Genomic DNA, 13,385 nt, shown 5'->3' on the forward strand with positions numbered 1-13,385 from the left:
TATTACATTTATGTTTCAAACAGATGTCAAGTCACACATCATTTGTCATTTTTCTTAAGCGTGTAAAAAAACTGTCGATATTATTTTCTTAATATAATCTATCTAACAAAAAAAGAGTCGATTAAATAAATCAACTCTTTAAAATTTACTATTCTAGAATATCATCAATATATTTCATATATTTCGTCAAAGTTGCCGGAGAGATGCCGAATCGGGCCGCTGTGTCTTTTTTCGTGTCTTGCTTGCCATGGGCTTCTTTCCAAATATAACAGATGGCTGCTGCCCAGCCTTTCTCATTCTTCAACGGAGCAGCTGCACGAATTTGCTGGATGACATGAAAAACCCAGCAGCTCATGACTTCTGTTTTCATCTCTTCTTTTTCAGCTTGCTCTAATAGTTTGACCGTTTGATAAGCGAAAAGTGCATCCTCTGAAACGTCAGCAGCCGCAGAATCTCCATTCAGAAGCAGCTTTACAAAATGAGTTTCAAAAGGAGCGGTAATTCTCTTTGAGCGTATCACCGCTTCAAGATGCTCTGTTTCTCCCTTTGTGCTGCTGATATAATAGGCTGCGAGTCGCTGCTCCACAGATGAAGGAAGAGCTTCCCTCCGCTCAATCCAAGGCGCCGGGCGGTCTTCGCCGGGATATTGCGACTCGACTTTTCTCCAGATCGTCTCGGCAAAGTCGGTATGTCCCGTAAAATAAGCAGAGCAGGAAAGCCAGTAAAAGAAGGTGTCGTCACCCTCAAAGCCGGTTTTATATAATGATTTGAGCCATTTATATCCGATCTCGTAGCGGCCGACAAGCGCCAAAGTAGCACCCAATTTATAACGCTGCTCCAATAGCATCGGATAGACATTGGAGAGCTGATCACTCAATTCCGCCACTTTTTCGTCTTCTCTTTCATAATAGTAGAAAACGAGAAGATTGCATAAGGCGTGAAGATTTCCTTCATTATGAGAAAGCACTTCATAAGCGGTTTGCTTCGCTTTTACAACGTTTCCTGAATAGAAATAGGCAAGCGCGAGATTGTTGTATGCTGACCAAAGCTCCGGATATTCAGTTGTGATTTCCTCAAGCGCCGCAACCGCTTCAGCAAGCTGGCCGCTTTCCAGCAATGACTTTGCCCGATCCTGTTTCACCAGCAGTTCATCCTGATCATACAACGAATCCTCAATGCCGTCGTCTCCTAAATCGAGCAAATCAAGCAGACTATCGTTTTCTTCGGCGAATTCACCATCCGGGTCCGCATCAGAATAAGCGGCCGCTTCTTTATAAGCTTCCTGGAAGAGCCCCAGATGGGCAAAGTTATTCGCTTTAAAGTAATGGCACTCCGGCATTTCGGCCTCCAGATTTGCCATGATATAGTCAAGAAGATCGTTCGACTCTTGATACTGGCCCATTTCCGAATAAATGACCGCAAGCTGTGAAAGCATCTCTGAATCCTCCGGCTCCAAATGAACCGCGCGCTGAATCAGTTTGCTTGCCCGTTTTAGATTGCGCTCTTTATACGCTTTCAAGCCTTTATGAAAAAAATATTGTCCATCTTGAAGCAGCTGGACAATTTGTGCGTGATTTTTATGTTCAGAAGTGTGTTTTCCCACAACTACCCTCCGTTTTATACAATATTACCGTCAGTAGTATACCATAAATCGTAAGCCCCTCAATAGTTCAAAAGGAAGGATTGGGAAAATCCCTCCTCTTTTTTATTGGCTGATTCGACCAAAATTTACCCGGCTTTGTTTTCTAAGTCCGCATTCATTTTCAGCTGCTGTTCAGCAAAATCCCGGTAAAGGCCATGGGAAGCCATTAACTCATGGTGTGTTCCACGACCGGTAATTTCCCCTTTTTCAACAAACAAAAGCTGGTCCGCATCTACAACGGTAGATAGGCGGTGAGCGATAACAATCGTTGTGCGGCCCTCCATCAGCACCTCCAGCGCCTGCTGAACTGATTTTTCAGATTGGCTGTCGAGACTTGAGGTAGCTTCATCGAGCATAAGAATGCTTGGGTTACGGAGAAGCGCTCTCGCAATCGCGATTCTTTGCCTTTGTCCGCCTGACAGCATAATGCCGCGTTCGCCCACTTCTGTATCAAACTGATTCGGCAGCTCCTTTATAAAATTGAGCGCATATGCCATCTCCGCGGCTTTTTCGATCTCAGCATCCGTCACATCTCGTTCTAACCCGTAGCAAATATTTTCTCTGATTGTCCCGGACATTAACGGGCTTTCCTGTGATACATACCCGATATGCTCCCTCCACGATTCAAGCGAGTAAGTATCGACCGGCTCGTCCCCCAGCCGAATGGTCCCTGCAGTCGGAGAATAAAAGCGTTCAAGCAGCTTAAACAGCGTCGTTTTTCCCCCGCCGCTCGGACCGACGATCGCTGTCACTTTCCCTGCTTCAATGACGGCGCTGACCTCTTTTAAGATCAGCTGATCAGGCTTATATCCAAAAGACACGCGATCAAGCTGGATAGGCAGATGTGCATTTTCAATTTGTTTTCCTGTCACTGTATCTTCCTCTTCCTCTGCCAAAATCTCAATCATTCGTTCTGTTGCACCGATTGATTTTTGCAGCTGTGTGAAAAACGTTGTAATCTGGCCCATCGGCATAATAATTTGAAACAAATATAAAATAAAAGCCACGAGCGCTCCGGCTGTGAGCTCGCCTGATGAGACCTGCATGCCGCCATATCCGATCACTGCGACAAGCGCTGCCATTAACACGAGTGAAATAAGCGGGCCGACAAGCGATTGAACCTTGGCTTCACGAACGCCAAGCTTAAATAATGAGGAAATCCCCATCTTCCCGCGCCCATATTCGACATCCTCCGCATTTGAAGCCTTAACAAGTCTGATTTCCGGGAGAATTTGATTAAGCAGGCCTGTAAAACGAGCCGTTTCATCTTGCGTTTCCCGTGAAATGGAGAACATTTTCCGTCCAATCGGCACCAAAATAAGAGCGGCCAGCGGAACGACCACTAACACAAGCAGTGTCAGCTTCCAGTTCATAATAAACAAGATTGTCAATGATCCAATGACAGAAATGATGCCTGTAATAAATCCGCTGATATGGGTTGTAATCAATTCTTTGACCACCATCGTATCGTTCGTTACACGGCTGACTGTTTCTCCGGAAGCATTTGTATCGAAATAAGAGACAGGCAGCTTAATTAATTTCTTCCATAATAACTCCCGCAGCCCGGAAATGATTTTTTGTCCATTATAGTTAAGCGCATAGGTGGCATAAGCGCTTAAACCCGCCTGAACGAAAAACACCAGCGCGATCAAACCGATTTGCGTGCCTGACAGATTTGACATAGAAAAACCATCGACAAGCTGCTTCGTTAATAATGGAATGAGCAGGCTGACCAGCGTGGTTACTACACTGAGGGCAAGCGCAAAGGCGAGCTTTCCATAAGAAGGATTGGTCCGTCTTACTAAGGCAAAAAAGGGTTTCAATTTACTTTTAGATTTTTGTTTCTTGGTTGGCATATATTTTCCTCCTGTTTCAGCGTTCAGAAAGGTGAAAAGTCATAGCAAAAGGATGATTTTTACTCTTTCTCAATCATATCAATGGAGAAAGACTTTTTCAGTATATTTTTGCCGTGATCAAAATAAAAATCTCCCACTCATTGTTTGAATAGGAGATTTTTGTGTTAGACATCTTTCACTGGCTTCTTTTTTCTGTAAGTCAATGTTACATCCTGCTGTCGCAGGTCTTCTATTATCATTTTGTACCGATCAACTTTTGCGGTATGTTCTTCTTTTATCATCTGAAGGGCAGCTTTTCGTTTTTCGCTATTAGACTCAAGCTCTTTTTTTATTTTTTTTACAATCAACCCTTTTTGCCCTTTGATTTCCTCTTTTAATGAAGACTCAAATTTCTTTGTCAGGCTGAGAAAGTCGTTGATCGGTTGATTGAGGGTGCCCGCTTTCCCCTTCATTTCATCTTGGGTAAGAAACATATAGGTCGTTGATACAATTTCTGTTTCACTTTCTGAAAATAAGGAAGTCACTCTTCATATTCCTCCTAAGACTGAAAATCAAATAACTGAGAAATCATTTCTTCTTTTTCAAACAGCTTTTCAATACTCTCGCGGATATTTTTGATAAAATCTCTTTTTTCTGTTGTCTGTTTTTTTAATTCAGCAACAATTCCATCATTTGCAGGAAGCGCACCTGTGTGGAATGATTCATGAACTGAGATTTTCTCCAATTTATCGAATGTGTGGCTGAAACCAGCTGCAAGCCGGAATTGAAGATCGAAGGCATAATGCGAAGGGTTTTCTTCCATATGATGAATAGCCGTGATGATCGCCTGCTTTTTGTCTATGAAGTCTTCATCGATTTCCTGACTGTAAACCTTCTGGTACTTAGAAATCGCATCTTCCATATCTTCAACGATTTTCATACCGTTTTGATAGATTCTGACAGCGGATGAGAGATTGACTTGAATCGTTTCTCCCGAGCCACTCTTCCCTGTAAAATAAATATCGGAGCCTTTATAGCTGAAGCCTTTTTCCTTTGACAAGGCGTTGAGCATTTGAACGATGCTGTGGCCGTCGACGATAAGTTTTAGTGCGTCTTTTGTTTCTGTGTCGAGTGTTTTCAATGAGGACAGAATTGATTTTACATAGTCCACTATTTCACCAACGTCTTTTAAAGCTTGCATAAATTGGCCATGTTTTAGATGGTCTATGAAATGTTCGTACCGTGACTCTATGCCTCGCATACTCGCATTAATATTCGTTAATTCTTTTTTGATGACTTTCTTTTGCGTTTCATCAATATAACCATTTTCAGCTAACTGATCTACGACCGGTCCGCTGTTTCTCAACAAGGTATGAAGAAAACCTAAAAACGACGGCAGTTCCTCTTTTATTCGGCCATACATTTGCTTAACATCATCAAAATGCTCATATAGGACACTTACTTTCTTTAAAGCGCCGTCTGTGTTTTTCACTTTTTCAATCAGGTCTATGTCTATCCCGCTGGCTGCCTTTATAAAACCGTTCAAGCCGTCTTTTTCATAGTCATCCTTATATTTTTGAAGGAATTTTTGAATTGACCTCACATCTTCGTCAGGAACCCCATCCATAATGTTTCGGATGCCTTTTACACTTGTATTTGTATCTGCCATCTTCACATCACCGAATGTAATAAAATCGGCCTTGCCGCTGACTCCATACAGCGGGTCATCTTTTGAGATGCGCTGAGTGATGTTTGTTGTTACGCCTTTGTCTTCATAATATTTTTGGATTTCTTTTTTTAACTTTTCTGGCGGGATGGAATCTATATCTTCATATTTATAACTAAATTTCCTAATAACATATCTATATAAACTTTCATCAGTTTCAAGTAATTGATCAATATTGACTTGAGCTCCATTTACCCCATAAACTTCATCATATTCTCCATCAATCAATTGCACCATAACTTGGTTATTATTTGCAAGTGAATGTCCTAAGGCGAATGTTTTTAAATCCTCAGAGTTACCTGCTGCTTTCTTTGCTTTGTTAGTAAACTCCTTTGTAGCCTCATACTGACTATGATCAATTCCTAAAAAAAGACCAAAAAAGTTATATGACCAATCCTTATTATCGGCACTACCTTCTGAAATAATCTGAAGCTGATCAATATGTTTTTTCTCATCTATTATATGGATTGCCGTTCCATCGTAACCTGATTCTCTGGTCGAACTTTGTATACTTGTATTCTGATTTACAAGTTCATTGGAGGTGTAAATTTCAATTTTCATATTCTCAGGAAGATCGTGGTGGGTTTCCTCTTTATAAATTCTGCGTATATCTGCTTCGAAATCCTTCTTAGCTTTCTTAACTTCACTCGCAATAGTTGAGGCAAACTTTTGTTTATAGTCATATTCTAAATCAATTAACCTTAACTTTACGTTCTCATTCTCAAATACATTTTTATTTCCCATCTTATTTCTCCTTTTTATCTATTAAAAAGGTGATAGAATTAATTAATTTCTCAACTTTATTTTTAGCCTTTTCTTCATCTAAGGAGCATGGTTGATTTTCATTTTTGCATCCAAGGGTAAAGGCGTATTCTACTCCTAGGTTATCTTCCTCTGTAGACTTAACATATCCAAAATAACTGTATGAATAATTATATTTTCTATCAATATCGTCAAAGATGTCTTTTTTCTTGGCAGTGTAAATATCCGTTTTCTTTTTGCTGCTTTTTTTGTATTCGCCTTTATAATCATTTTTTCCACTAACAATATCTAGCATTGTCTTAGGTTCATTCGCAAAACTTTCTTCTTTGTAATATGTTACATGGCCATCAAACATTACATTGGTGTCTTTATCATAACTATTAAATCCAATACTTTCTTTGTTTTTCCCGGTTAACGATGATCTTCTTGATAGATACTTTCCATCCTCCGGAAACAACATCCTAAACCCTTTCAGCTTAGATTCCAGCAAATAATATCCTGGTTCCTCTTCTTTTGTTGACACCATGTACTCTCTCGTTTTCTCGTCCTGAAACGCAGGTACTTGAGGCAGATCCTTGGGATCCATGTCTTTTGGTTTTACCGCTTCTGTTTTATTGTCATTTGTGCTGTTTTTATCATTGTCATTCATACTGCATCCTCCTGTCAGGGCAAGTAATAAGCTGAAGCAAATAAAGATGATCTTTTTCATTACGAACCTCCACGGGTTTTGTGAGAATAGTATTCTATTTTTATATCAAAAATAATTCTATTGACCTGGTTAAGAGATGATTATTTCATCCTTTTTCATGTTACATCATGGCGGAATTTGGATAAATAGGAAATGAGACTCGGTTTTGATCTCCTTTTATTAACTAATCATATATAACACCCAATATAAATCTAAATACCTATTACTTTTTTCACAAAACAAAAAGAGCCGTATCATCCGGCTCTTTACTCTTCAATCTCAGAATGGCGTTTTTTCAATACGTCAAGCACATCATCCAGCGGCAGGGATTGTTCTCTGAGCAGGACAAGCAGGTGATACAGCAGGTCTGCCGCTTCCCATTTGAGTTCCTCATGATCCCGGTTTTTCGCGGCGATGATGACTTCGGATGCTTCTTCTCCGACTTTTTTCAAAATCTTATCGACGCCTTCACGGAAGAGGTACGTGGTGTAAGCTCCTTCAGGCATTTCCGCTTGGCGTTCCGCGATCACCCGCTCCAGTTCGTTCATGATGCCGAATCGGTCCGCGGCCTGTTCTTCTGTTTGTTCCTTTGTAAAACAGCTGTAGCTGCCAGTGTGGCATGCCGGGCCTGACGGTTCTACGAGTACGAGCAGCGCGTCTTGATCGCAGTCATACCGGATACCTTTGACGGCTTGCGTGTTCCCTGAGGTTTCTCCTTTATGCCATAACGCTTGGCGTGAGCGGCTGTAAAACCATGTTTCCTTCGTTTCCAGCGTTTTTTCGTACGATTCCTTGTTCATATACGCAAGTGTCAGCACTTCTTTGCTTGCCGCATCCTGCACGATAGCAGGAATTAATCCGTCCTCGTTAAAACGCAGTTCATCTGCCTGTTTCATCTCACATTCACCCCGTACTCTTTCAAGTATGATTTCACTTCTTTAATCGATGTTTCTTTATAATGAAAAATTGAGGCGGCCAGCGCGGCGTCGGCTTCTCCTTTTGTAAAAGCCTCAAGCATATGCTGTGCGTTTCCCGCGCCTCCCGAAGCGATAACAGGGACGGGGACAGCTTCGGAAACAAGCTTTGTCAGCGTGTGGTCGAAACCTTTTTTCTCACCGTCGGAGTCCATGCTTGTCAGCAATATTTCTCCTGCCCCGCGTTTGACGCCTTCTTTTGCCCACGCGGTGACCTCCCAATCTGTTTTCTTTCTGCCGCCGTGCGTGTAGACCTTATATGTGTCAGATTCTTTGTCATACTTGGCATCAATGGCAAGTACGATGCATTGAGAACCGAAAAACTCGGCTCCTTCTGTAATCAGCTCAGGGCGGAGAACAGCTGCCGTGTTCACCGACACTTTGTCCGCTCCGGCACGCAGTATCGTTTTCATATCGCTGAGCTGATTGATGCCGCCGCCGACTGTAAACGGAATGGCAAGCTTCGCGGCAACCTGCTCCACAACGTCAACCATCGTCTTTCGTCCTTCGTGCGAGGCGGAGATATCAAGAAAAACAAGTTCATCCGCACCTTCCCGGTCGTACACTTCGGCGAGTTCAACTGGGTCACCGGCATCCTTCAATTCGAGAAATTGAATTCCTTTGACAACGCGTCCTTCTTTGACATCAAGGCATGGGATAATCCGTTTTGTGATCATTTGCGCTTCACCCTTTCAAGCGCCTCACTCAGCGTAAACTGATTGGTATACAGCGCTTTTCCGATGATCGCTCCAGAGACGCCGTCCGCCTCATTGCGGGCGAGAGCTTCGAGATCCGCGACGGAGCTGACTCCGCCGGAAGCGATCACCGATTTCCCCGTTTCCTTAGCAAGCTCGACCGTGCTTTTAACATTGGGGCCTGACAGCATTCCATCTGTCGCGATGTCAGTAAAAATAAAGACTTCCGCACCTTCATTGGCTAGCTCTTTGCCCAGTTCAGTTGCCTTAAGGGTTGATGTTTCAAGCCATCCCTCTGTTGAAACAAAACCGTTTCTCGCATCCAGTCCGATTGCAATTTTCTCGCCATATTGTTTCAGCATTTTTTTGACAAACGGAGGGTTAGAAACTGCTGAGCTTCCCAGGATCACCCGCTCGACTCCTGCTGATAAATATTCATAGACGTCATTTTCAGAACGGATCCCACCGCCGATTTCGACTTTCAGGTTCAGCTTTTGCGCAATCTCAATCACATGGCGGTCATTCACTCTTTTCCCTTCTTTGGCCCCGTCGAGATCAACGAGATGGATCCATTCGGCACCCTCTTTCTCAAATAACTCAGCCATGTCGTACGGTGAATCGCCATATATCGTTTCCTTATTATAATCCCCTTGAACAAGGCGAACACATTTGCCGTTTCTCATATCAATTGCCGGATATAATGTAAAAGCACTCATTTTTTCACCTTCTGTTCTGCTGCCATTTTCGTAAATTGGGTTAAAATAGACATTCCGACCGTGCTGCTTTTTTCCGGATGAAATTGGGCGCCGAAGACGTTTCTTTTTCCGACTACAGCAGGCACTCGTACACCATAATCGGCGCTTGCCAGAAGCGCGTTCTCCTCCATCCCGTCAATGTAATAGGAATGAACGAAGTAAGCGTAGCCTTGTTCTGTTTTAGTCAGCAGCGGAGATTCATTATGAAAAGAAAGACGATTCCAGCCCATATGCGGAACCTTCAGCTTGTTTCCTTTTTCATCTTCTGCTTTCAGCCTGACTGCTTTTCCTTTTAACAGCCCGAGTCCTGAAGCGGTGCCGTTTTCTTCGCTTTCTTCAAATAAAAGCTGCATGCCGAGGCAGATCCCGAGAAGCAGCCTTCCCTCTGAGACCATATCGTGAATCAATTGATCAAGCTTCGTGTAGCCCAAATTGTCCATCGCGTCTCCAAATGAACCGACTCCCGGCAAAATGAAAGCATCAGCTTCTTTCAGCTCCTCCGGCTTTTCAGAAACAAAATACGGCACGCCGACACGTTCAAGCGCCTTTGAGACACTGTATAAATTCCCCATTCCGTAATCTATCACGCCGATCATTTACAGCATCCCTTTCGTTGACGGTATTCCTTTAACTCGCGGATCGATCGTTGTCGCTTCATCAAGCGCACGTCCCAGTGCTTTAAAAACGGCTTCAATCATGTGGTGGGTATTTGTTCCATAATGAACGATGACGTGCAGGTTCATTCGAGCTTCGAGCGCCAGCTTCCACAAAAATTCATGTACAAGCTCCGTATCGAAAGTTCCGACTTTAGCAGCCGGGAAATCAGCGCGCATTTCTAAGTGCGGCCGGTTGCTTAAATCAATCACAACTTGAGCAAGTGCCTCATCCATCGGCACAAACGCCGATCCGTAGCGTTTGATTCCTTTTTTATCGCCCAACGCTTCGAGCAGCGCCTGCCCTAAGCAGATGCCGATATCTTCAGTCGTGTGGTGATCATCTATATCAACATCGCCTTTTGCGTTAATGGAAAGATCAAATTGGCCGTGTTTCGTGAATAAATCCAACATATGTGTCATAAACGGCACATCTGTTTTAATATCCGCTTGTCCTCCGCCGTCTATTGTAAATGCCAGCTCAATATCTGTTTCGTTTGTTTTCCTGACGCGTTCCGCTTTTCTCATTTAGAAATCCTCCGTTCTCTCGCTTCAATTGATCTGGCATGGGCTTCTAACCCTTCCAGTCTGGCAAAAGCCGCGATGCTTTCGGCATGTTCTTCAAAGGCTGATTGACTGTAAGAAATAATGCTCGATTTCTTTTGAAAATCAGTTACGTTTAATGGACTTGAAAATCTGGCTGTTCCGTTTGTCGGAAGCACATGGTTCGGTCCGGCAAAATAATCACCGACAGGCTCAGGGCTGTATCTGCCTAAGAAAATTGCACCCGCATGTTTGATACTGCCAAGCAAAGCTTCCGGAGACTGTGTTATGATTTCTAAATGCTCTGGCGCGAGTGTATTGACAGTCTCAATCGCTTCTACCATTGTTTCCGCCACATATATACAACCGTAATCTCTCACTGAAGCTTCCGCTATTTCTCTTCGCGGCAAGGTTTCCAGCTGCTTATTCACCTCGGCTGAAACCGTCTCGGCCAGCGCCATGGAATCTGTGACAAACACACATGAGCTAAGCTTATCGTGTTCCGCCTGTGACAGCAGATCGGCTGCAATTTCGCTCGGAATCGCTGTTTCATCAGCCAGCACGACGATTTCACTCGGTCCGGCAATCATATCGATATCGACATCGCCGAACACTTCTCGTTTGGCAAGCGCGACATAAATGTTGCCCGGACCCGTGATTTTATCCACCGGCTCAATGGTTTCTGTTCCGTATGCTAACGCCGCAATCGCCTGAGCGCCGCCCATTTTGTAAATGTCTTTTATGCCCAGCTCGGCTGCAGCAACCAAAACTCCAGGAGACAGCAGACCGTCTTTTCCCGGAGGCGTGACGAGAACGATTCTTTCAACGCCCGCTACGAGCGCCGGAATCACATTCATCAAAACAGATGAAGGATATGCGGCCGTTCCCCCCGGCACATATACACCGGCGGAATCCAGCGCCGTCACTTTCTGCCCCAGCATTGTGCCGTCCTTTCTGTGATAAAACCAGGAGGATTGCAGCTGTCTTTCGTGATATTCCCTAATATTTTCGATTGCCTGCCTAATCACCTGAAGAAGACGTGAATCCAGTGAGGTGTATGCCTCCTCAAATTCTTCTTTTGTGACCAGCGGGCTGTCTATTTCGATGCAGTCAAATTTCGCCGTGTAGCTGCGAACCGCCTGATCACCGTTTGCTTTAACATCTTCAATAATGGACCGGACCGTCTTTCTTTGCTCTTCCGTTCCGGCATCGATGGAACGCTTGAGAGAAAGCCGTTCCGCTCCGCTGATGGTTTTGATCTTCATTTTGCCGTCTCTCCTTCCACAACGAGAGATAGGCGGGATGCCATTTCGTCAATCACATCGTCTTTCATGCGATAGCTTACCGGGTTGACAATAAAGCGAGAGGTAATGTCACAAATGTGCTCCGTTTCAACAAGCCCATTTTCTTTCAGCGTCTGTCCTGTGGAAACAATGTCCACTATCCGATCTGCAAGCCCAATGAGCGGAGCCAGTTCAATTGAACCGTTGAGCTTAATAATCTCGACTTGTTCTCCCTGCTCTCTGAAATAACTGGAAGCCACATTCGGATACTTTGTCGCGATTCTTGGCGCTACTCCGCTCCAGTCTGTATTCGGAAGTCCGGCGACAGCTAAGTGGCATTTGCTGATGTTTAAATCCAGTACCTCATACACATCGCGTTCCTCCTCCAGCATGACATCCTTGCCCGCAATTCCGACGTCTGCCACGCCATGCTCCACATACGTGGTTACGTCCATCGGCTTCGCTAATATAAACCGAAGATTTTCCTCCGGCACATCGATGATCAGTTTTCTCGAATCTTCAAACTCCTCAGGGAGCCTGTAGCCTGCCTGCCTCAGCAGCCCTGCCGCTTCTTCAAATATCCGGCCCTTTGGCATCGCCATTGTGAGTAACTTACCCATTTTGCTCTTCCTTTCTGGCACCGATAAAATAAGTGACGTTTGCAAAAGATTTTGTCATCTGGTCGATATTTTCTATTCCCGATAAATCTTGAAGAACCACTTTGTTCCCTTTCATGCGTTCTTCATTCGCATAAGCGATGGCTTGCGCCCGCTGCTCTTTGCTGAAAATAACAGCGTCTATTTCACAAGGTTCGTCCTTCATATGAAGGGCTTCAATCAGCCGGTCGATCCGAAGCCCGAAGCCTGTTGCCGGTGCAGGTGAATCAAAATGGCCCAGCAGCTTGTTGTAACGGCCGCCGCTTCCAATGACAAAACCGACATTCTCGGCGTACACTTCAAATAAAATCCCTGTGTAATAGCTCATGTGGCTGACCATATTCAGATCCAGGCGGACATTTTCCGTACATCCGTAATCCTCAAGAATGTCCCACAGCGCCTTCAGCTCATCAACCACGCTTTTTCCTTGCGCAGAATCGACGATTTCCTCGGCACGTCCGCATACTTCTATACCGCCCCGCAGTTCAAGGAGCTCAAGCAGCCTGCTTTTATCAATGGAGGAAAGCGGGAGAGACTTGACATGCTCTCTGTAGCCGACGTAGTTCTTTTCATATAAGAACCTCCGCAGCACATCAGCTCGTTCAACGTTTCCGAGCACCTCAACAAACAAAGCATCCGCAATGCCGGCATGGCCAATTGCAATTTTAAAGGATGCCAGCCCAGCGTTTTTTAATGCCCCGACGACTAAAGCAATGACCTCCGCATCCGCGCTCGTCGTGCCGTCACCGATTAACTCCACTCCGACCTGCTCGAACTCAGCCGGACGTCCGCCTTCACGCTCCTGAGCCCTGAATACATTTGCCGCATAGCCGACTCTTAGCGGATGACCGTGTTTCAGAAGCTTCGATGCCGCCACCCTTGCAATCGGCCCCGTCATATCCGGGCGAAGCACCAATGTCTTGCCGTCCTGATCAAGTAGCTTAAACAGCTGCTGCTCTTCAATTGCTGACTGGACGCCAACGGTATCGTAAAACTCCAGTGTCGGCGTTTCCATAAATTGATATCCCCATTTATCAATCAAATCGGTTAACGATCGTCTCACCTTTTTTTTCGTTTCGTATAAACCGGGCAGTGTATCTCTCATGCCGTGCGGTTTTTCAAACATAAACATCAACCCGAGCACCTCCGCTGTTATCTTATGAAGGAAAATTC

General features: G+C 44.5%; 13 protein-coding genes. All 13 read right to left on the reverse strand.

Annotated features, from left to right (window positions below):
• Window positions 1-148 precede the first annotated feature (148 nt).
• Window positions 149-1,603 (reverse strand): hypothetical protein, encoded by a 1,455-nt coding sequence (gene yvcD, locus BSU_34810; protein NP_391361.1) that lies wholly within the window; start codon window positions 1,601-1,603, stop codon window positions 149-151.
• Between the two features lie 125 nt (window positions 1,604-1,728).
• Entirely contained in the window at window positions 1,729-3,498 is a 1,770-nt protein-coding gene (gene bmrA, locus BSU_34820) for an efflux transporter (ATP-binding and permease protein) (protein NP_391362.1), read from the reverse strand.
• 164 nt (window positions 3,499-3,662) lie between these two features.
• The gene (gene yvzA, locus BSU_34830; protein ID NP_391363.1) at window positions 3,663-4,022 is read right to left on the reverse strand and encodes a hypothetical protein; all 360 of its coding nucleotides are present in this window, start codon (window positions 4,020-4,022) and stop codon (window positions 3,663-3,665) included.
• A gap of 14 nt (window positions 4,023-4,036) precedes the next feature.
• On the reverse strand, window positions 4,037-5,947 hold the full coding sequence (gene yvcB / locus BSU_34840; protein ID NP_391364.1) for a hypothetical protein: 1,911 nt from the start codon (window positions 5,945-5,947) through the stop codon (window positions 4,037-4,039).
• A 1-nt stretch (window position 5,948) separates the two neighbouring features.
• The gene (gene yvcA / locus BSU_34850; RefSeq protein ID NP_391365.1) at window positions 5,949-6,674 is read right to left on the reverse strand and encodes a putative lipoprotein; all 726 of its coding nucleotides are present in this window, start codon (window positions 6,672-6,674) and stop codon (window positions 5,949-5,951) included.
• Window positions 6,675-6,919: 245 nt separating this feature from the next.
• Window positions 6,920-7,549 carry a bifunctional phosphoribosyl-AMP cyclohydrolase; phosphoribosyl-ATP pyrophosphohydrolase gene (gene hisIE, locus BSU_34860; RefSeq protein NP_391366.1) on the reverse strand — a complete coding sequence of 210 codons (630 nt, stop codon included), beginning with the start codon at window positions 7,547-7,549 and terminating at the stop codon, window positions 6,920-6,922.
• Complete coding sequence (hisF, locus tag BSU_34870; RefSeq protein ID NP_391367.1) at window positions 7,546-8,304, reverse strand: imidazole glycerol phosphate synthase subunit; 759 nt, start codon at window positions 8,302-8,304, stop codon at window positions 7,546-7,548. The genes hisIE and hisF overlap by 4 nt, the downstream gene beginning before the upstream one ends.
• Window positions 8,301-9,038, reverse strand: a complete 738-nt coding sequence (gene hisA / locus BSU_34880) for a phosphoribosylformimino-5-aminoimidazole carboxamide ribotide isomerase (protein NP_391368.1) — start codon at window positions 9,036-9,038, stop codon at window positions 8,301-8,303. The genes hisF and hisA overlap by 4 nt, the downstream gene beginning before the upstream one ends.
• A complete protein-coding gene (gene hisH, locus BSU_34890; protein ID NP_391369.1) occupies window positions 9,035-9,673 on the reverse strand; it encodes an imidazole glycerol phosphate synthase, glutamine amidotransferase subunit in 639 nt (212 codons plus the stop codon). The genes hisA and hisH overlap by 4 nt, the downstream gene beginning before the upstream one ends.
• A complete protein-coding gene (gene hisB, locus BSU_34900; RefSeq protein ID NP_391370.1) occupies window positions 9,674-10,258 on the reverse strand; it encodes an imidazoleglycerol-phosphate dehydratase [Mn(II)-dependent] in 585 nt (194 codons plus the stop codon).
• On the reverse strand, window positions 10,255-11,538 hold the full coding sequence (hisD, locus tag BSU_34910) for a histidinol dehydrogenase (protein ID NP_391371.1): 1,284 nt from the start codon (window positions 11,536-11,538) through the stop codon (window positions 10,255-10,257). Before hisD ends, hisB begins: the two co-directional genes overlap by 4 nt.
• A complete protein-coding gene (gene hisG / locus BSU_34920; protein ID NP_391372.1) occupies window positions 11,535-12,176 on the reverse strand; it encodes an ATP phosphoribosyltransferase in 642 nt (213 codons plus the stop codon). Before hisG ends, hisD begins: the two co-directional genes overlap by 4 nt.
• Window positions 12,169-13,344, reverse strand: a complete 1,176-nt coding sequence (gene hisZ, locus BSU_34930) for a histidyl-tRNA synthetase-like subunit of ATP phophoribosyltransferase (RefSeq protein NP_391373.1) — start codon at window positions 13,342-13,344, stop codon at window positions 12,169-12,171. Before hisZ ends, hisG begins: the two co-directional genes overlap by 8 nt.
• Between the last annotated feature and the right edge of the window lie 41 nt (window positions 13,345-13,385).

Origin of the sequence: Bacillus subtilis subsp. subtilis str. 168 (assembly GCF_000009045.1) — a bacterium.
Lineage (GTDB): Bacteria > Bacillota > Bacilli > Bacillales > Bacillaceae > Bacillus > Bacillus subtilis.

Excerpts from the sequence above, each read along its gene's own strand:
- bmrA (NP_391362.1), bottom strand. The coding sequence starts at position 3,498 with ATGCCAACCAAGAAACAAAAATCTAAAAGTAAATTGAAACCCTTTTTT.
- yvcB (NP_391364.1), bottom strand. The coding sequence starts at position 5,947 with ATGGGAAATAAAAATGTATTTGAGAATGAGAACGTAAAGTTAAGGTTA.
- yvcA (NP_391365.1), bottom strand. The coding sequence starts at position 6,674 with ATGAAAAAGATCATCTTTATTTGCTTCAGCTTATTACTTGCCCTGACA.
- hisIE (NP_391366.1), bottom strand. The coding sequence starts at position 7,549 with ATGAAACAGGCAGATGAACTGCGTTTTAACGAGGACGGATTAATTCCT.
- hisF (NP_391367.1), bottom strand. The coding sequence starts at position 8,304 with ATGATCACAAAACGGATTATCCCATGCCTTGATGTCAAAGAAGGACGC.
- hisA (NP_391368.1), bottom strand. The coding sequence starts at position 9,038 with ATGAGTGCTTTTACATTATATCCGGCAATTGATATGAGAAACGGCAAA.
- hisH (NP_391369.1), bottom strand. The coding sequence starts at position 9,673 with ATGATCGGCGTGATAGATTACGGAATGGGGAATTTATACAGTGTCTCA.
- hisB (NP_391370.1), bottom strand. The coding sequence starts at position 10,258 with ATGAGAAAAGCGGAACGCGTCAGGAAAACAAACGAAACAGATATTGAG.
- hisD (NP_391371.1), bottom strand. The coding sequence starts at position 11,538 with ATGAAGATCAAAACCATCAGCGGAGCGGAACGGCTTTCTCTCAAGCGT.
- hisG (NP_391372.1), bottom strand. The coding sequence starts at position 12,176 with ATGGGTAAGTTACTCACAATGGCGATGCCAAAGGGCCGGATATTTGAA.
- hisZ (NP_391373.1), bottom strand. The coding sequence starts at position 13,344 with ATGTTTATGTTTGAAAAACCGCACGGCATGAGAGATACACTGCCCGGT.